This is a genomic window from Candidatus Walczuchella endosymbiont of Icerya purchasi (assembly GCF_964030875.1).
Classification (GTDB): Bacteria; Bacteroidota; Bacteroidia; order Flavobacteriales; family Blattabacteriaceae; genus Walczuchella.
In genome coordinates, this window is sequence record NZ_OZ034981.1 from 55,664 (window position 1) to 73,962 (window position 18,299).

Here is an 18,299-nt window from a genome sequence, read left to right on the forward strand (position 1 = left end):
TCATGATAATTAATATTTAGGAGTGCAAGAATTTTTTTTTCTCTAGTAGTTCATCTTTACTTTCTATAGATTCTTCATCCAGAACGCAACAATCCACTGGACATACAGAAGCACATCTGGGCTCATCGTAAAAACCTACACATTCAGTACATTTATCTGCAACAATAAAATAAATATCATTTTTTTTAGGTGCTTGAGGTTTACATGCTTCTGTGGTAACACCCGATTTAAGTGGAATTACACCTTTCAAATTTGTACCATCTGAAAAACGCCACTTAAACGATCCTTCGTAAATAGCATTATTGGGGCATTCAGGTTCGCATGCTCCACAGTTAATGCATTCCTCAGTAATTTTGATAGCCATATGATTTTATATTTGTTAGAGCTTCGCTTAGAGAATAATAGCTAATCTAATGAAGATTTTTCTGTAATAAATCTTACTTTAATTGAAAAAGAGTTATAAATTAACAAAAATTAAAAAAGATAAAAGATGCTAATGATTAAGATAAAAGATGGAGAGTCTATTGAAAAAGCAATTAAGCGTTATAAACGAAAATGCGAGAAAATACGTCTGATGAAAGAATTTAGAAAAATACAATTTTATATTAAACCTTCAATAAAAAAAAGAGAGGCATTTTTAAAAGCCTATTATAAACAATACTTAATTTCTAAAAAGGAGAATATTTGATAAAAAACGTAGATCATGAATGTCCTCTCTAAAGGTATTACCTAGGAGCATTTATAATGAATATTTATTTTTCAATGAGTTTTTACGTTTAATAATAAATATTTAAAACAAGTATTTCTTCTATAAAATCTATTTTTTTTTCTGCTTTATTATTTGGAATAATGCATTTAAATCCATGGCAAATTATAATAGCGTTTTTATTTGGAATAATTTATATCGGTACACGTTCTATATTTTTGCATCTGAAATGTCTTATTTATTTTTCAAACCAAATCGTCATGGAAATATGATAATTGTTTAAAACAAAGTGCGATTATTTTTTAAAAATTAAAATTATTGCGTTATTTTATTGAACTATCTTTTAATGGAACTAAATATCATGGTTGGCAGATACAGAAAACCGGAATATCCGTCGAGGAAGTGTTAGAAAATTGTCTATCCTCTCTATTAAAGATGCCAGTTAATATTATTGGAGCTGGAAGGACAGATAGCGGGGTCCACGCCAAACAATTTTTTGCTCACTTTGATTATCCATATTTTCTGACCCCAAGGTTTATACAGAAACTTAATTCATTCTTACCTAAAGACATTAAAGTATACAATATTTACTTGATGCAACCGAAAGCACATGCACGTTTCAGTGCTCTATGCCGTACTTATGAATATTTTATTTCTTTAGGGAAAAGTCCTTTCTTTAAAGAATTTAGTTGGCAATGGTTATCTAATCCACCTGACATTGCAAAAATGAACCAAGCAGCTATGATCTTAAAAAGATACGAAGATTTTAGTACTTTCTGTAAGTCTCATTCTAATAATAAAACAAGTTTTTGTAAAATAGAATATTCTTATTGGAAATACAAGAAGGGGTTATTGTGTTTCCAAATAACGTCTAATAGATTTTTAAGAAACATGGTTAGATCTATTGTTGGAACTCTTATTAGAGTCGGCATAGGGAAAATTGATTCAAAAGATTTTTGCCAAATTGTTGAATCTAAAAATAGTAAAATGGCAGGATGTTCAGTACCAGCAAAAGGATTATTCTTAAAATCTGTATCTTATCCAAGCGATATTTTTTGTATTACTCCCTGTCTTTTGATGAGACGAGAAATTGGTCGTATTCTTTAAGACCTGTTCCTGCAGGTACTTTGTGTCCGACAATAACATTTTCTTTTAATCCAAGTAAGTAATCAGATTTTCCACTAATTGCAGCCTCATTCAATACTTTAGTTGTCTCTTGGAAAGAGGCTGCAGATATGAATGACTTTGTTTGCAAAGATGCACGTGTAATGCCCTGAAGTACAGGTTTAGCTATAGCAGGAATCGCATTGCGAGCACGCATAATCCTCTTACCATTTTGTCTTAGAATATAATTTTCATTATTCCATTCGGTTAAATTTATTATTTGTCCAGGTTTAAACTGCTCAGAATTACCAGGATCTTCTACTACTTTAAGACTTGAAATTCTGTCGTTTTCTTCAAAAAAATCAGTTTTATATTCTATACTATCTTTTATAAACCGTGTATCTCCAGAATCTATAATTTTTACCTTTCGCATCATTTGACCAACGATAATTTCAAAATGCTTATCATTTATTTTTACTCCCTGTAATCGGTAGATCTCTTGTATTTCATTTACTAAATATTTTTGAACTTCTTTAGCTCCCTTAATATGAAGTAGATTTGAAGGTGTAATCGCACCTTCTGAAAGTGCTGTCCCTGCTTTAACATAATCATTTTCTTGAACTAGAATTTGATTGGATAACTTAACAAAATATTTTTTTGTGTCTCCGCTTTTCGATGCAATAATAATCTCACGATGACCTCTTTTAATATTTCCAAAACTCACCACTCCATCAATTTCCGATATCACTCCTGGATTAGAAGGATTACGTGCTTCACACAATTCAGTTACACGTGGCAATCCTCCAGTAATATCTGTTGTTTTTCCATATTTTCTAGGAATCTTTACAAGAATTTGTCCTGCTGTAATTACTTCCCCATCTTCTACAATTAAGTGAGCACCAACAGGAAGATTGTAAATTTTTAAGTAGTTTCCTTCCTTATCAAGGATACTTAAAGAGGGAATTATGTTTTGATCTCTAGATTCAGAAATGACTTTTAACCCGGCTTGTTCATCTATGGTAAAGGTTATTCCCTGTTCTATATATTCATAGACTATGGTTCCGGAATACTCAGAAATAATAACAGCATTATAAGGATCCCATCGACAAATTTCCGTTCCTTTTTTTATAGTAACTCCATGATGGACAAATAAAGTTGCTCCGTAAGGAATATTATTCTGCATTAATATGGAATCATCTCTTCCTAAGAGTCTCATCTCTGTAGAACGTGAAACCACTAATTCTAGACCTTTTTCATCTTGGACTGTCCTAATATCTTCAAATTCTATAATTCCATCAAAACTAGCACGGATTTGGGAAGATTCAGAAATATTTACAGCCGTTCCACCTACATGAAACGTCCTAAGTGTCAATTGTGTACCCGGCTCTCCTATCGATTGAGCAGCAATAACACCTACTGCTTCTCCTTTATTAACCAATTGTCCTGTTGACAGGTTTATACCATAGCATTTAGCACAAATACCTCTTTTAGATTCACAGGTCAGTGGGGATCGAACTTCTACCGTTTCTATTCCCAATTCTTCTATAAGAAGAGCTTTATCTGCATCAAACATTTCATCATAAGCGACTATAATTTCATCCTTACTAGGATGATAGATATCATAAAGAGCAATTCTTCCCAAAAGACGTTCAGAGAAATTTTCTATCATTTCTTCATTCTTTTTAAGAGCACTTATTTCAATTCCTATAATCGTCCCACAATCTTCTTCCGTAACGATAATATCTTGAGCTACGTCTACAAGACGTCGTGTGAGATAACCTGCATCAGCTGTTTTTATAGCTGTATCTGCTAACCCTTTTCTAGCACCGTGCGTAGAAATAAAATACTCTAGGATAGAAATACCTTCACGGAAATTGGATAAAATTGGATTTTCAATAATTCCTCCGCTAGTACGTTGTGGTTTTGCCATCAAGCCACGCATTCCTGAAAGTTGTCGAATCTGTTCTTTCGATCCCCTAGCTCCTGAATCAAGCATCATATATACTGAATTAAACCCTTGATGGTCTTCATACATTTGTTTCATTACTTTTTCAGTTAATAGGGCATTGGTACTTGTCCAGATATCAATAACTTGATTATAACGTTCATTATTAGTAATCAAACCCAGATTATAGTTAATTTTAACTGCATCTATTTGCTCAATAGCACTATTAATCAGAGTTTGTTTATTATTAGGAATAATAATATCACCTAAACTAAAGGAAAGCCCACCTTTAAAGGAATTATAAAAACCTAGTTCCTTAACATCGTCTAGAAATTTTACTGTGGTAGGAACATTAGTAAGCATCAATATTTTACCAATTATATCACGTAAAGACCTCTTAGTTAGTAACTCATTAATATATCCTACTTTTTTAGGAACCACTTGATTAAATAGTACTCTCCCTACAGTCGTTTCCACAATTCTATCTACAAGTTTATTCTTTTCGAGAATAGGGACTTTTACTTTTATCCCTGCATGGATTTCTGCCGCACCTTCATTATACGCTATCTGGACTTCTTCTGTTGAAGAAAATACTAATCCTTCACCTTTAATTTTCCTATCTGATGTAGATTTAAAACATTTTGTCATATAATAAAGTCCTAGGACCATGTCTTGTGATGGAACAGTAATAGGAGATCCATTAGCAGGATTTAAAATGTTTTGTGACGACAGCAGAAGTAATTTAGCTTCTAGAATAGCCTCTGGTCCCAGTGGGAGATGTACCGCCATCTGATCACCGTCAAAATCTGCATTGAAAGCTGTGCAGACCAATGGGTGCAGTTGTATAGCTTTACCCTCAATGAGTTTGGGATAAAAAGCTTGAATTCCTAATCTATGCAATGTAGGAGCACGGTTAAGCAGTACTGGATGCCCTTTAAGCACATTATCCAAGACATACCATACAAACGGATCACGGTTATCAACAAGTTTTTTAGCTGATTTTACGGTTTCAACAATACCACGTTCTAGTAATTTCCTAATAATAAAAGGTTTGTAAAGTTCTGCAGCCAGATCTTTGGGAAGTCCACATTCGTATAGTTTTAACTTCGGTCCTACTACAATTACAGAACGTGCTGAATAATCTACACGTTTTCCTAAAAGATTATGACGAAATCGTCCTTGCTTACCTTTAAGTGAATCAGATAAAGATTTCAAAGTTCGATTACGATTCATAGCGGATGTTTTCTTTGTGTTATCATATAATGAATCCACTGCTTCTTGAAGCATCCGTTTTTCATTTCGAAGAATAATATCAGGAGCCTTTATTTGTAAAAGACGTTTCAATCGATTATTACGAATAATAATTCGACGATAGAGATCGTTTAAATCTGAAGTTGCAAAACGTCCACCCTCTAGAGGTACTAAAGGACGTAATTCAGGTGGAATCACTGGAAGAGCGTGAATAATCATCCACTCTTTACAATTTTTTTTAGATGATTCTATAAATGCTTCTACTACCTGCAACCGTTTTAGAGCTTCTAGACGTCGTTGTTTATATGTTTCATTCTCGGCTTTATGACGAAGACTAGAAGAAAGTTCATCTAGATTTACTCGTTTAAGTAGTTCTTCTATACATTCAGCACCCATCTTAGCGAGAAATTTATTAGGATCTCTATCATCAAGGTCGAGATTTTCCTTTGGTAGATTCTCTACTATTTGTAGATACTCTTCCTCCATTAAAAATTCCATTTTTTTCAAAGGGGTACCATCGGGATATTGGGCAATACCCGGCTGGATGACCACATATCGTTCATAATAAACGATAAGGTCAAGTTTTTTTGAAGGAATACCTAAAAGGTAACCAATCTTATTGGGTAATGATCTAATATACCAGATATGTACCACAGGGACTACTAAATTAATATGTCCAATACGTTCACGTCGGACTTTTTTTTCTGTAACCTCTACACCGCATCTGTCACAGACAATCCCCTTATAACGAATTCTTCTATATTTTCCACAAGAACACTCATAATCCTTTATGGGACCAAAAATTCGTTCACAAAATAGTCCGTCACGTTCTGGTTTATGAGTCCGATAATTAATTGTTTCAGGTTTTAGTACTTCTCCGTAAGATTCTTGAAGGATATACTCCGGAGAGGCCAAACTTATAGTAACCTTGTTAAAGTTTTGAACTTTTTTAGTTGTTTTTATAGACATTTATAAAAATTTATAGTTCAGATTTTTCGCGAAGAGTACGAAATGAACGATATATTTATTCTTCAAGATGGAGGTTTAATCCGAGTCCTTTAAGTTCATGTAGCAATACATTGAAAGATTCAGGAATCCCTGGTTCAGGCAGAGTTTCTCCTTTAACAATAGATTCATAGGTTTTAGAACGACCTACTACATCATCAGATTTTACGGTAAGTATTTCTCTTAGAATGTTTGAAGCTCCAAAAGACTCTAGAGCCCACACTTCCATTTCTCCAAAACGTTGTCCTCCGAATTGCGCTTTACCACCTAAAGGTTGCTGGGTGATCAGTGAATAAGGACCTATGGAACGAGCATGCATCTTGTCGTCTACCATATGACCAAGTTTTAACATATAAATAATTCCCACGGTAGTTGGCTTATCAAAACGTTCTCCAGTTTCCCCATCATAAAGATAGGTGCTTCCTAAGTTAGGTAATCCGGCCTTACTAGTATATTCAGTAATTTGTTCTATTGAAGCACCATCAAATATAGGTGTAGAAAATTTTATTCCCAGCTTATGACCTGCCCATCCCAATATGGTTTCATATATTTGTCCAATATTCATTCTTGATGGAACACCTAATGGATTAAGCACAATATCTACAGGGGTACCGTCTTCCAAAAATGGCAGATCTTCATCACTCACAATACGTGATACAATTCCCTTATTACCGTGACGTACGGCCATTTTATCACCTACTTTAAGTTTTCGCTTTTTAGCAATGTATACTTTTACTAGTTTTACTATTCCCAGGGGCAATTCATCACCTACAGAAAGAGTAAATTTTTTACGTTTTAGTTCTCCTTGTAAATTTATAACCTGAATTTTATAATTATGTAATAGCATTGAGACTAAACGATTCGTATGATCATCTGAAGTCCATTCATAAGAAGAAATATTGATATAATCATAAATATTCTCTAGAAGATTTTTAGTAAAGATGTTTCCTGCAGGAATAATTTCTTCTTGCATATCATTCTCGATTCTCCTAGAGATTTTAGATTGTAAAAGTGTATATAATTTCTCACATAGCATCTTATGCAATTCAGAAAAACTACTTTGATATTGAGATTCAAAATATTCTATGTCCATTTTATCTTGGGCACGTCTTTTTTTATCTTTAATACTTCTTGAAAAAAGCTTTCTATCAATAACCACTCCGTAAAGCGAAGTATCTGCTTTTAATGACGAATCTTTTACATTACCAGCTCTTTCTCCAAATATAGCTATGAGAAGTTTTTCTTCCGGTGTCGGATCATATTCTCCTTTTGGAGTTATCTTTCCGATAAGAATATCTCCAGGTTTTACCTCTGATCCTACACGAATAATTCCATTTTCATCTAGGTTTTTAGTAGCCTCCTCACTAAGGTTAGGAATATCACTGGTAAGTTCTTCCATACCTAATTTTGTATCACGTACTTCTAGAGAATATTCATCTATGTGAATAGATGTAAATAAATCTTCACGAACTACACGCTCCGAAAGAACAAAAGCGTCTTCAAAATTAAAACCCTTCCAAGGCATAAAAGCCACAAGTATATTCCTACCTAAAGCTATTTCTCCTTTTTCCGTAGCATAACCTTCGCAGAGCACTTGTCCTTTGGACACTTTCATTCCCTTTCTAACAATAGGCTTAAGTCTAATTGAAGTATTTTGATTAGTTTTTTTAAACTTCATAATGTTGTAGGTTTTAATGTTAGAATCAAAACTGAGAAAAGCTTCTTCTTCAGTTATGTTATAACGGATAGAAATATGATCTGATTCGACGTATTCTACAAGACCTTCTCCCTCCGCATTAATAAGTAGACGGGAATCAGTAGCCACTTTTTTCTCAAGACCAGTTCCGACAATCGGAGATTCAGGACAAAGCAAAGGCACAGCTTGACGCATCATATTTGAACCCATTAGAGCACGATTGGCATCATCATGTTCAAGAAAAGGAATTAGAGAAGCTGAAATAGAAGCTATTTGATTGGTTCCTACATCAATGTAATCAATTTTATCATATTCAACCATCGGAAAATCTCCGTCTTTCCTGGAAATAACTATCTCGTTAAGAAAATATCCATCTTCATCCACCTTTGCCTTAGCCGTAGCTATAGTTTTTTCCGACTCGTCCTCAGTGGGAAGATAAATAGAAGAAGAAAAGTCAATTTGACCATTTGTAACTTTTCTGTAAGGGGTTTCTATGAATCCCAGACTATTCACTTTAGCAAACACACAAAGTGAATAAATTAATCCAATATTGGTCCCTTCTGGGGTTTCTATGGGACAAAGTCTACCGTAATGGGTATAATGAACATCACGAACTTCGAAACCAGCACGGTCCCTAGAAAGACCTCCTGGGCCAAGAGAAGAGAGTCTTCTCTTATGCGTTATTTCAGAAAGTAAATTAGTCTGGTCCATAAATTGAGAAAGTGGGCTAGTACAAAAAAAAGAATTTATGACCGAAGAAAGAGTTTTTGCATTGATTAAATCAATAGGAGTAAAAACTTCATTATCACGGACATTCATTCTATCACGAATAGTACGTGCCATACGTGATAACCCAATATTTAATTGTGCCGATAATTGCTCACTTACTGTTATCACTCTACGATTTGAAAGATTATCAATGTCATCTATTTTTGAGTGAACTCTCTTAAGAATATATTTTACAATATAGATAAAATCTTCTTTTGTAATTACCTGTATTTCAATAGGAATATTTATTCCTAAACGTTGATTAAGTCGGTATCTTCCTACTTCTCCGAGATGGGATCGATTAAAAAAAATTTTTTCAATTACTCCAATAGCTGTTTCTGAGTCGGGAGGTTCAGAATTTCTGAATTGTCTGTATATATGTTCAAGCGCTTCCTTACCAGAATTGGTCGGATCTTTGTTAAGCGTATTTTTAAGAATGATATAATCGATAGTGTTCTTTTCTTTTTTTTGTAAAATAACGCTATCTATACCTGATTCTATGAGGTGATAAATATGCTCCTGTTCAAGGATAATATCACGATCAAGAATAACCTCATTTCTTTGAATGGAAATAACTTCTCCGGTGTCTTCATAAACGAAATCTTCTATCCATTGTTTTAAAACACGTGCTCCAACTTTAGAACCTATTAATTTGTTGTAATTAGATTGAGTGACCTTAACTTCTTCAGAGAAGTTGAAAAGATCAAAAATATCTTGATCTTGTTCGTATCCAATAGCACGAAAAAGTGTAGTAACTGGAAACTTTTTTTTACTATCTACATAAGCATACATTACATTGTTGATATCGGTAGAAAATTCAATACCTGATCCCTTTAAGGGTATTACTCTAGCTGAGTATAAACGTGTACCATTAGCGTGTATAGATTTACCAAAAAAGATTCCTGGAGAACGATGCAGTTGTGAAACCACTACACGTTCAGCTCCATTGATTATGAAAGACCCTGTTGGAGTCATATAAGGAATAGTTCCAAGATAAACGTCCTGAATAACTGTCTTAAAATCTTCATGTTCAGGATCTTGACAAGAGATCTTCATACGAGCCTTCAAGGTTACACTAAAAGTTAACCCTCTTTCAAGACATTCTTCGATAGAATACCTTGGAGGATCTAATAAATAATCTAGAAATTCTAGAACAAATTGATTTCTTACATCGTAAATAGGAAAATTTTCCATGAAGGTTTTAAATAATCCTTCATTTTTTTTATTTTCGGATTGGTTTTCTAGTTGAAAGAATTCCTTAAAAGATTGGATCTGAATTTCAAGAAAATCAGGATACTCTACTTGCTTCTTCACAGAAGCAAAACTAACTCTAGAAGTCAACGTCAACGTTAATTTTATTTATGTTTTTAGTATTCTCAAGAATTTATTTCAATTCTACTTCAGCACCAGCTTCTTCTAATTTTTTTTTAAGTGATTCGGCTTCATTTTTAGTTATCCCTTCTTTAACATTCTTGGGAGCACTATCTACTAGTTCCTTAGAATCTTTAAGTCCCAATCCAGTAATTTCTTTAATAAGTTTAACTACGGTTAGTTTAGAACTTCCTGCAGATTTAAGTACTACATCAAAAGATGTTTTTTCTACACTGGGTTTACCTGAATCAATAACGGGAATAGTAGCTGGTTCAATACCGTATTCTTCCTTTAGAATTTTAGCCAAATCATTTACTTCTGAAACTTTTAGGTTAATCAAAGTTTCTGCTAATTTTTTTATGTCTGACATATATAAATAATTTTTCGTGATTTTTTAAAATTTGGGTGATCCTCTTGATAATATTTCAAGGCATCCTAAAATTTTATGATCTACTGATTTTAATGTAGAAATAATTTTTTTTATAGGAAAATGTAATAAACTGATTACATCACTAATCAATTCTTTTTTATCTTTTATATTAACTAATGTTTCGAATTGTTCAGATCCAAGATAAAAGGATTCTTCTACATAAGCGCCTAAAAATAAGGGTTTATCACTATGATTTTTTTTGTTGAAATCTCTAATGATTTTTGCAGGAACATTATTCACTTCCGAAGTCATCACAAAGGTATTTCCTTGAATAACACAAAATAACGGAGACCATTTTGTTATATGGCTTTCCATAGCTTTGCGTAATAAGGTATTTTTAACTAACCGAACCTGAACCTGAGAATCGTAACAATTACGTCTTAATTCAGAAATTTTATTTGCATTTATTCCAGAAATATCGGCAAAATATATATTCTTTGAAGATAAGACAGAAGTAAGGGTTTTTATTGATTGTAATTTTTGTTCTTTTGTCATATTATACTTTTAACATCTACCTGTATTCCAGTACTCATAGTTCCTGAAAGAAAGATACTTTTCAGATAAGTTCCCCGAGTTGAAGAGGGTTTCAACCTATTGATCATTTTAATTAACTCAAGAGAATTATCGACTACCTTTTCAGGTAAAAACGAAGCTCTTCCCACAGAAGCATGTACAATACCGAATCGATCTACTTTAAAATCTATTTTACCATATTTAACTTCTTTAATAGATTTTCCAATTTCTGTACTAATCGTTCCAGTTTTAGGATTGGGCATTAATCCTCTAGGACCAAGTATTTTACCTAAACGTCCTAACTTTGGCATCATCATTGGCGTGGTAATAATCACGTCAATTTCAGTCCACCCATGATTAATCTTTTCAAGATATTCATCTGAACCAACATAATCTGCCCCAGCCTCTTTCGCTTCAACTTCTTTGTCAGGTCCAACAAGGGCTAAAATACATATATTTTTACCTGTACTATGAGGTAACTTAACTACGCCACGAACCATTTGGTTCGATTTTCTAGTATCTATACCTAGACGTACAGCAATATCAATTGAAGAGTCAAACCTACTATAGGAAGATATTTCTTTTACAATCTTTGCAGCCTCAGATAAGGTATAAGCTTTATTTCTATCGTATTTATTATAAATTTGTTTTATCTTTTTAGTGAGTTTTCTCATCTATTTATTATTTTTATTCATCGTAGACTCACCATAGATTTCTATTCCCATGGATCTAGCTGTACCTGCCACCATAGACATAGCGGATTTTAGGTTAAAACAATTTAGATCCGGCATTTTATTTTCTGCAATTCTTTTCACTGTATTCCAATCTATTTTTGCCACTTTATTTCGATTGGGTTCTTTAGAACCTTTTTTTAACGAAGTTGCCTCCATCAACTGAACAGATACAGCAGGATTTTTTACTATAAAGTCAAAAGATCCATCATCATAAATATTTATTAATACAGGGAACAATTTTCCAAGATTATTCTTAGTACGATCGTTAAATTGTCTACAAAAAGACATAATATTTATCCCAGCTGCTCCACAGGCTGGTCCTATAGGAGGTGAAGGGTTCGCTGTTCCTCCATTGATTTGAAGTCTTATAACTTTTTTTATTTTTTTTACCATTGTTATGATTATGTTGTAAATATTTATATTATTTTTTCTATTTGCGTAAAACTTAAATCTAATGGAGTTTTTCTTCCAAAGATTAATACTGATAAAGAAACTTTTTCTTCATGTATTTTCTCTATAGTTCCATAAAATCCTACAAAGGGACCATCTATTATTTTTACTTTTTCTCCTAGAATGAAGGAAACACTGATACTGGCATTCCTTTCGGATAGTTCATTTACTATTCCAAACATCCTATTTACTTCTGATTTTCTCATTGGAATAGGGTGACCACCTTTTTTTTCACTTAAAAATGAAATAACTCCAGGAATATTTTTTATAGTATGTTCTACTTGACTTTTTAAACAAGTTTCTATCAACACATACCCAGGATAATAGATTTTTTCTTTTTTATTTTTTTTCCCATTACGGATCTTAATTATCTTTTTTACAGGAACTAGCACCTTCCCTATATTTTCTTTAATACCTAAATGCTGTATTTCATTTTCTATGTAGTATTTAACTTGATTTTCTTTGCCACTTACAGTTCTAAGGATATACCACTTTTTTTCGTTAGGATTTTTCATATTTAAAAAATGACGTGTAAAACAATTCCAAAAATTGCATCTATGCAAGAGACAATAAGAGATAATATAAAAACATAAACTGAGACCATAACAGCAGAAGATTGTAATTCTTCCCATTTTGGCCAAGTAACATTCCTTACAAATTCATTAAAAAAGTTGTAGAAATTTTTAATTTTTCTACGAAGTTTACAGGTTTTTGCACGGGCGATAAGAATCGAACTCACGACCTTCGGTTTTGGAGACCGATGCTCTACCAACTGAGCTACACCCGTTTTTTGAAGAGGAATAATATTAATCAAATATTTTTGTAACTTTACCTGCTCCAACAGTTCTTCCTCCTTCACGGATAGCAAAACGTAGGCCCTCACTTAAAGCAACAGGTTGAATTAATACAACTTTTACAGATATATTATCTCCAGGCATTACCATTTCTACACCATCAGCAAGGTGAATTTCTCCAGTAACATCTGTGGTCCTAAGATAAAATTGAGGACGATATTTATTATGGAACGGGGTATGTCTTCCACCTTCTTCTTTGGATAGAATATACACCTCTGCATTAAATATCCTATGAGGTTTGACAGAACCGGGTTTACCAATGACCATACCACGTCGAATATCTGTTTTTTCAATCCCACGTAACAGTAAACCGACGTTGTCTCCCGCTTGACCTTTATCAAGAATTTTCCTAAACATTTCCACACCAGTTACGGTCGAAGTCAGTTTTTTTTCTACCAGACCTACTATTTCGACAGAATCACCCGTACTAACAACACCAGTTTCAATCCGTCCGGTAGCTACAGTACCTCGTCCTGTAATAGTAAATACATCTTCTACAGGGAGCAAGAAAGTTTTATCAACATTCCGAATTGGTTCAGGAATATAATTGTCTATAGCCGTTATTAATTCGTTAATTTTTTCCATCCATTTTACTTCTCCATTTAAAGCACCTAATGCAGAACCATGTATTATAGGAGTATTGTCCCCATCAAATTCATATTTTGATAATAACTCGCGAAGTTCAATTTCGACAAGTTCCAGAAGTTCTGGATCATCTACTATATCTACTTTGTTCATCAAAACCACGAGTTTAGGAACACCTACCTGACGAGCTAAAAGAATATGTTCCCGAGTTTGTGGCATGGGACCATCGCTAGCTGCAACCACTAAAATAGCACCATCCATCTGTGCTGCACCAGTAACCATGTTTTTTACATAGTCAGCATGTCCAGGACAATCTACATGTGCATAATGACGTTTATGTGTTTGGTACTCAACATGTGATGTATTAATAGTGATACCACGTTCTCTTTCTTCAGGAGCATTATCAATTGCACTAAAATCTTTTGCTTCAGCCAACCCTTGCTCAGATAAGACTTTAGTAATAGCAGCTGTCAAAGTAGTTTTACCATGATCTACGTGACCAATTGTACCGATATTCAAATGAGGTTTGTCACGTTTAAATTTTTCTTTTGCCATGATTTATAATTGTGTTTATCCTTGTAATTTAGAGAGCCAATGACGGGTATTGAACCCGTGACCTCTTCCTTACCAAGGAAGCACTCTACCTCTGAGCTACATCGGCTAGACTCTTTGAGCGGAAAACGGGTCTCGAACCCGCGACCTTCAGCTTGGAAGGCTGACGCTCTACCAGCTAAGCTACTTCCGCATTTCATGGTGTATGGTGTATGGTGGGGAGAGCAGGATTCGAACCTGCGAAGATTATATCAACAGATTTACAGTCTGCCCTCGTTAACCGCTTGAGTATCTCCCCCATTAATTTTAGCCGGCGAAGGGATTCGAACCCTTGACACCGAGATTACAAATCACGCGCTCTAGCCAACTGAGCTACACCGGCAGTGCCTACAAGGTAAAAATTAGACGAACCTATACAGTAAAGATAATATATAAAAAAAAAATCTAAACTTTAAGATCAGCTATTTTAAGAGCATTGATCATTTCTTGAATATGTCCATTCATAAATTCATCCAGAGAATAAATTGATTTGTTGATCCTATGATCTGTCACTCGACCCTGAGGATAATTGTAGGTCCGAATTTTAGCCGATCGATCTCCAGTAGAGACTAATGATTTCCTTTCATTGGCTCGTTCTTGAGTATTCTTTTTTAATTCTGTTTGATATATACGTGCACGAAGTACATTTAAAGCTTTTTCATAATTCTTATGTTGATAACGTTCTTCTTGACATTCTACTACTATTCCTGTTGGTATATGTGTTAAACGAACTGCTGATTCAGTTTTATTCACGTGTTGTCCTCCTGCTCCGCTTGATCGGAATGTTTCTCTTTTAATATCATCCGAGTTAATATTTACATTAATAGCGTCCACTTCAGGTAAAACCGCTACAGTAATAGCTGAAGTGTGGACTCGACCTTGAGATTCAGTTTCAGGAATTCGTTGCACACGATGTATTCCAGATTCAAATTTTAAAATACCATATACTTTTTCTCCTTGTACATCTAGTATAATTTCTTTATATCCATGACCAGTTGATTCTTGTGCGTTTAAAATCTTATATTTCCAATTTCTATTTTTAAAGTACATGGTGTACATTCGTAAAATATTTGTCACAAATAGACAAGCCTCATCACCTCCTGTTCCTGCACGTAACTCAACAATAGCATTTTTATCATCTTCAGAATCTTTAGAATCCACTAAAGATTGAATTTTATTTTCTATTTGTTCTAAATCTATCAACAGTTTATTTTTTTCTTCTTGTGCCATTTTTTTTATTTCAATACATTCAATAGCATCACAAAGAATTTTTTCATTTTCGTGTAAAGATTTAGATTTAGATTTATAGTCGTGATAGATTTGTATAATCTTTTCCAGATTTTTATATTTTTTTGAAAGAGATACAAAACGTTGTTTATTTGCAATAATATTAGGTTGAATAATAAGATCATAAATCTCGTCAAATTCTTGCTCTAGTTTATCAAGCTTTTCCATTAGAAACCTTTTTTTCATCTTTTCCTGTTTTATAAATGTTTGACTGAACTTTACTATCACTAACACTAATGAATTACAAGAAAAAGTGGATTAAATGACGAAATATATCTAAAGATAGAGAAAAAGTACATAAAACTGATATGCACTCTAAAGACAAAATTTATAATGAAAATCGTAAGACATTGGAATACTCAGTATAACACATAACGTACAATTTTTACATATATGAGGAAAAATCAAACCAAATAGACATTATGCCTTTGGAAAACAAATATCGTGCAGCAAATTATGAATTTGAAGGAATTGTGGCTAGTGAAGGAGTTCTTGAAATTATGCCAGAAAATTATGGATTTCTCAGATATTCAGATTTTAATTATCTCTCGTCTCCAGACGATGTTTATGTTTCTCAATCGCAAATTAAACTTTTCAGTCTTAAAACAGGTGATACAATCAGTGGAGCAATTAGGCCACCTAAAGAAAGTGAAAAATATTTTCCTCTGATTAAAATAATTAAAATTAACGGGAGATCTCCTTATGACATACGTGAGAGATCTTCTTTTGAACATCTTACACCTTTATTTCCAGAAGAAAAATTTAATTTGTCTTATAAGAACTCTACTGTTTCTACGAGAATTTTAGATCTTTTTGCTCCGATTGGGAAGGGACAACGTGGGATGATTGTAGCCCCTCCAAAAGTAGGAAAAACTATATTATTGAAAGATCTAGCTAATGCTATAGCAGCAAATCATCCTGAAGTCTATTTAATGATCTTATTAATCGATGAACGTCCTGAAGAGGTGACTGATATGCAACGTAGTGTCAAAGGTGAGGTAGTAGCCTCAACTTTTGATGAATCAGCAGAAAGCCATGTTAAAGTAGCAAATATTGTTCTACAAAAGGCAAAAAGAATGGTGGAATGTAATCACGATGTAGTGATATTGCTAGATTCTATAACTCGTTTAGCAAGAGCGTATAATACGGTAGCTCCTGCTTCAGGAAAAGTCCTTTCAGGAGGAGTAGATGCTAATGCTTTGCATAAACCTAAGAGATTTCTTGGTGCTGCTAGAAATATAGAAGGAGGAGGCTCTCTTTCTATTATAGCTACAGCTATGATCGAAACTGGTTCAAAAATGGACGAAGTTATCTTTGAAGAGTTTAAGGGGACAGGTAATATGGAATTACAACTTGATAGAAAAATAGCTAATAGAAAATTATATCCGGCTATAGATCTAGTTGCTTCAAGCACACGTAGGGATGATTTATTATTGAACGATACTACATTGCAGAGAATGTGTATTTTGCGAAAACATATTTCAGAGATGAATACGATAGAAGCTATGGAATTTTTGATCAAACGAATTAACCAAACTAAAAGTAACGAAGAATTCCTTATTTCTATGAATAAGTGATTTAAAAATATAAGTTTCTACACATTTTTTTATTATGTTCTCTTTCAAAAGCTTTCATCAAAAAATTCTAGCAGATATTACTACTCCTATAAAGCTTTATATGCAATTAAGAGATCATTTTACAAAGACATTACTTTTAGAATGTGCAGATTATCACAACAAAAAAAAAAATTTCCATTATTTGTATACAATCTTTAGCAGAGATTATTGTATGTGATAGATATATATATAAACGTTATCCAGATTCTACTGAAGAAAAAATAAAATTAAAAAATAGTATAAATGCTTATAAATTTTTAGCCCCTTTTTTTTACAAATTTCGAGTCGAATCAGGTTTTTCACCTTATTCAGGTTTGTACGGTTATATAACTTACGATAGTATTCCTTTTTTTGAAAATATAATTTTTACCTCCCCTTCTTTTGAAGAGGATAAAGTCCCCAAAATTCGTTTAGGTTTTTTTAAGAATCTTATAGTTTTCGATCATTTTCATAATAAACTTATTGTTATAGAACATCGATTCGTTGAAAAGGAAGATTCCCAAATGGAAAAAATTTTTAATCTTATTCATCAGAGTCGATTTATAAATTTTCCTTTTAAAAGAATAGGTAATGATGTATCAAATCTTACCGATGATCAATATCGTGATTTGGTATCCAAAGGTATAAAAGCATGCGTGTTGGGACAAGTGTTTCAAATTGTACTTTCACGACAATATAGTCAAAAATTCAAAGGAGATGAATTCAATGTATATAGAACCTTGCGTTCTATTAATCCTTCGCCTTATTTATTTTATTTCGATTATGGAAATTATAAAATATTCGGGTCTTCTCCTGAATCTCAAATAGTTATTAGTAATAATACAGCTTCTATTTATCCAATAGCTGGAACTATGCATCGTTCTGGAGATTATACAACTGACAAAAATGCAGCTGAAATATTAGCAAAAAGTACTAAGGAAAATTCAGAACATGTAATGTTAGTAGATTTAGCTCGGAATGATCTCAGCAAGACTTCTTCAGAAGTAAAAGTGAATCGTTATAAAGAAATACAATACTTTTCGCATGTTATGCATATGATTTCACAAGTTTCAGGAAACTTAAAATATGGAATTTCTTCGATCAAAGTCTTTGGAGAAAGTTTTCCATCCGGAACTTTATCCGGTGCTCCAAAGTATAAAGCTATGGAACTAATAGATAATTTTGAAAATAAATCACGTGGTGTCTATGGAGGAGCAATAGGTTTTTTTGGTCTGAACGGTGAAGTGAATACAGCTATTATTATTCGTTCCTTTCTTAGTAAAAATAATATGCTATTTCTGCAAGCAGGAGCAGGAATTATAGCAGATTCTAAAGAAGAAAATGAACTAGAAGAAGTAAATAATAAACTTGAAGCACTAAAACAAGCTATTTTATGTGCTGAAAAGATTTAATA

Annotated in this window: 15 protein-coding genes, 5 tRNA genes and 1 pseudogene; 5 read left to right on the forward strand and 16 right to left on the reverse strand. The window is 33.2% G+C overall.

Features of this window, described 5'->3' with window-relative positions:
• Positions 1-16: 16 nt before the first annotated feature.
• Complete coding sequence (locus AAHJ01_RS00210; RefSeq protein ID WP_342226888.1) at positions 17-364, reverse strand: 4Fe-4S binding protein; 348 nt, start codon at positions 362-364, stop codon at positions 17-19.
• Positions 365-496: 132 nt separating this feature from the next.
• Here AAHJ01_RS00210 and rpsU point away from each other — a divergent pair, with 132 nt between their 5' ends.
• The 3 genes from rpsU to truA all read left to right on the forward strand — a co-directional run bounded on the left by rpsU (position 497) and on the right by truA (position 1,813).
• Entirely contained in the window at positions 497-688 is a 192-nt protein-coding gene (rpsU, locus tag AAHJ01_RS00215; protein ID WP_342226889.1) for a 30S ribosomal protein S21, read from the forward strand.
• 161 nt (positions 689-849) lie between these two features.
• Positions 850-978, forward strand: a complete 129-nt coding sequence (locus AAHJ01_RS01505; RefSeq protein ID WP_425286276.1) for a hypothetical protein — start codon at positions 850-852, stop codon at positions 976-978.
• 46 nt (positions 979-1,024) lie between these two features.
• Positions 1,025-1,813 carry a tRNA pseudouridine(38-40) synthase TruA gene (truA, locus tag AAHJ01_RS00220; RefSeq protein ID WP_342226890.1) on the forward strand — a complete coding sequence of 263 codons (789 nt, stop codon included), beginning with the start codon at positions 1,025-1,027 and terminating at the stop codon, positions 1,811-1,813.
• On the opposite strand, the gene rpoC is transcribed toward truA, so the two are convergent.
• The 15 genes from rpoC to prfA all read right to left on the reverse strand — a co-directional run bounded on the left by rpoC (position 1,767) and on the right by prfA (position 15,458).
• Positions 1,767-5,975, reverse strand: a complete 4,209-nt coding sequence (rpoC, locus tag AAHJ01_RS00225) for a DNA-directed RNA polymerase subunit beta' (RefSeq protein WP_342226891.1) — start codon at positions 5,973-5,975, stop codon at positions 1,767-1,769. The genes truA and rpoC overlap by 47 nt on opposite strands.
• Positions 5,976-6,030: 55 nt before the next feature.
• Positions 6,031-9,834, reverse strand: coding sequence for a DNA-directed RNA polymerase subunit beta (rpoB, locus tag AAHJ01_RS00230; RefSeq protein ID WP_425286285.1), 3,804 nt, complete (start codon positions 9,832-9,834; stop codon positions 6,031-6,033).
• Between the two features lie 25 nt (positions 9,835-9,859).
• Positions 9,860-10,216 (reverse strand): 50S ribosomal protein L7/L12, encoded by a 357-nt coding sequence (gene rplL / locus AAHJ01_RS00235; RefSeq protein WP_342226893.1) that lies wholly within the window; start codon positions 10,214-10,216, stop codon positions 9,860-9,862.
• Positions 10,217-10,240: 24 nt separating this feature from the next.
• Positions 10,241-10,771 (reverse strand): 50S ribosomal protein L10, encoded by a 531-nt coding sequence (gene rplJ, locus AAHJ01_RS00240; RefSeq protein ID WP_342226894.1) that lies wholly within the window; start codon positions 10,769-10,771, stop codon positions 10,241-10,243.
• Positions 10,768-11,463, reverse strand: coding sequence for a 50S ribosomal protein L1 (gene rplA / locus AAHJ01_RS00245; protein ID WP_342226895.1), 696 nt, complete (start codon positions 11,461-11,463; stop codon positions 10,768-10,770). The genes rplJ and rplA overlap by 4 nt, the downstream gene beginning before the upstream one ends.
• Positions 11,464-11,916: a 50S ribosomal protein L11 gene (gene rplK / locus AAHJ01_RS00250; RefSeq protein WP_342226896.1), complete on the reverse strand. Its 453-nt coding sequence runs from the start codon at positions 11,914-11,916 to the stop codon at positions 11,464-11,466.
• A gap of 23 nt (positions 11,917-11,939) precedes the next feature.
• The gene (gene nusG / locus AAHJ01_RS00255) at positions 11,940-12,488 is read right to left on the reverse strand and encodes a transcription termination/antitermination protein NusG (RefSeq protein ID WP_342226897.1); all 549 of its coding nucleotides are present in this window, start codon (positions 12,486-12,488) and stop codon (positions 11,940-11,942) included.
• Between the two features lie 2 nt (positions 12,489-12,490).
• On the reverse strand, positions 12,491-12,712 hold the full coding sequence (gene secE, locus AAHJ01_RS00260; protein WP_342226898.1) for a preprotein translocase subunit SecE: 222 nt from the start codon (positions 12,710-12,712) through the stop codon (positions 12,491-12,493).
• Positions 12,688-12,760 (reverse strand) — tRNA-Trp (locus tag AAHJ01_RS00265). The genes secE and AAHJ01_RS00265 overlap by 25 nt, the downstream gene beginning before the upstream one ends.
• A 19-nt stretch (positions 12,761-12,779) precedes the next feature.
• Positions 12,780-13,967 carry an elongation factor Tu gene (gene tuf / locus AAHJ01_RS00270; protein ID WP_342226899.1) on the reverse strand — a complete coding sequence of 396 codons (1,188 nt, stop codon included), beginning with the start codon at positions 13,965-13,967 and terminating at the stop codon, positions 12,780-12,782.
• A 34-nt stretch (positions 13,968-14,001) separates the two neighbouring features.
• Positions 14,002-14,073 (reverse strand) — tRNA-Thr (locus AAHJ01_RS00275).
• An 11-nt stretch (positions 14,074-14,084) separates the two neighbouring features.
• Positions 14,085-14,157: transfer RNA gene (locus AAHJ01_RS00280), tRNA-Gly, on the reverse strand.
• A gap of 20 nt (positions 14,158-14,177) precedes the next feature.
• Positions 14,178-14,262: transfer RNA gene (locus AAHJ01_RS00285), tRNA-Tyr, on the reverse strand.
• A 10-nt stretch (positions 14,263-14,272) separates the two neighbouring features.
• A tRNA-Thr gene (locus AAHJ01_RS00290) sits at positions 14,273-14,346 on the reverse strand.
• A 62-nt stretch (positions 14,347-14,408) separates the two neighbouring features.
• On the reverse strand, positions 14,409-15,458 hold the full coding sequence (gene prfA / locus AAHJ01_RS00295) for a peptide chain release factor 1 (RefSeq protein ID WP_425286277.1): 1,050 nt from the start codon (positions 15,456-15,458) through the stop codon (positions 14,409-14,411).
• Positions 15,459-15,724: 266 nt separating this feature from the next.
• Here prfA and rho point away from each other — a divergent pair.
• Both rho and AAHJ01_RS00305 read left to right on the forward strand, forming a co-directional pair.
• Positions 15,725-16,867, forward strand: a pseudogene (gene rho, locus AAHJ01_RS00300) (transcription termination factor Rho); the annotation flags it as partial.
• A 143-nt stretch (positions 16,868-17,010) separates the two neighbouring features.
• A complete protein-coding gene (locus tag AAHJ01_RS00305; RefSeq protein WP_342226901.1) occupies positions 17,011-18,297 on the forward strand; it encodes an anthranilate synthase component I family protein in 1,287 nt (428 codons plus the stop codon).
• The last annotated feature ends 2 nt before the right edge of the window (positions 18,298-18,299 follow it).

What these genes read in the sequence shown, in the direction of transcription:
- rpoC (WP_342226891.1), bottom strand. Translation starts at nt 5,975, where the DNA reads ATGTCTATAAAAACAACTAAAAAAGTTCAAAACTTTAACAAGGTTACT.
- nusG (WP_342226897.1), bottom strand. Translation starts at nt 12,488, where the DNA reads ATGAAAAATCCTAACGAAAAAAAGTGGTATATCCTTAGAACTGTAAGT.
- rpsU (WP_342226889.1), top strand. Translation starts at nt 497, where the DNA reads ATGATTAAGATAAAAGATGGAGAGTCTATTGAAAAAGCAATTAAGCGT.
- AAHJ01_RS01505 (WP_425286276.1), top strand. Translation starts at nt 850, where the DNA reads ATGCATTTAAATCCATGGCAAATTATAATAGCGTTTTTATTTGGAATA.
- rplL (WP_342226893.1), bottom strand. Translation starts at nt 10,216, where the DNA reads ATGTCAGACATAAAAAAATTAGCAGAAACTTTGATTAACCTAAAAGTT.
- prfA (WP_425286277.1), bottom strand. Translation starts at nt 15,458, where the DNA reads ATGGAAAAGCTTGATAAACTAGAGCAAGAATTTGACGAGATTTATGAT.
- rplJ (WP_342226894.1), bottom strand. Translation starts at nt 10,771, where the DNA reads ATGACAAAAGAACAAAAATTACAATCAATAAAAACCCTTACTTCTGTC.
- AAHJ01_RS00210 (WP_342226888.1), bottom strand. Translation starts at nt 364, where the DNA reads ATGGCTATCAAAATTACTGAGGAATGCATTAACTGTGGAGCATGCGAA.
- rplK (WP_342226896.1), bottom strand. Translation starts at nt 11,916, where the DNA reads ATGGTAAAAAAAATAAAAAAAGTTATAAGACTTCAAATCAATGGAGGA.
- tuf (WP_342226899.1), bottom strand. Translation starts at nt 13,967, where the DNA reads ATGGCAAAAGAAAAATTTAAACGTGACAAACCTCATTTGAATATCGGT.
- rplA (WP_342226895.1), bottom strand. Translation starts at nt 11,463, where the DNA reads ATGAGAAAACTCACTAAAAAGATAAAACAAATTTATAATAAATACGAT.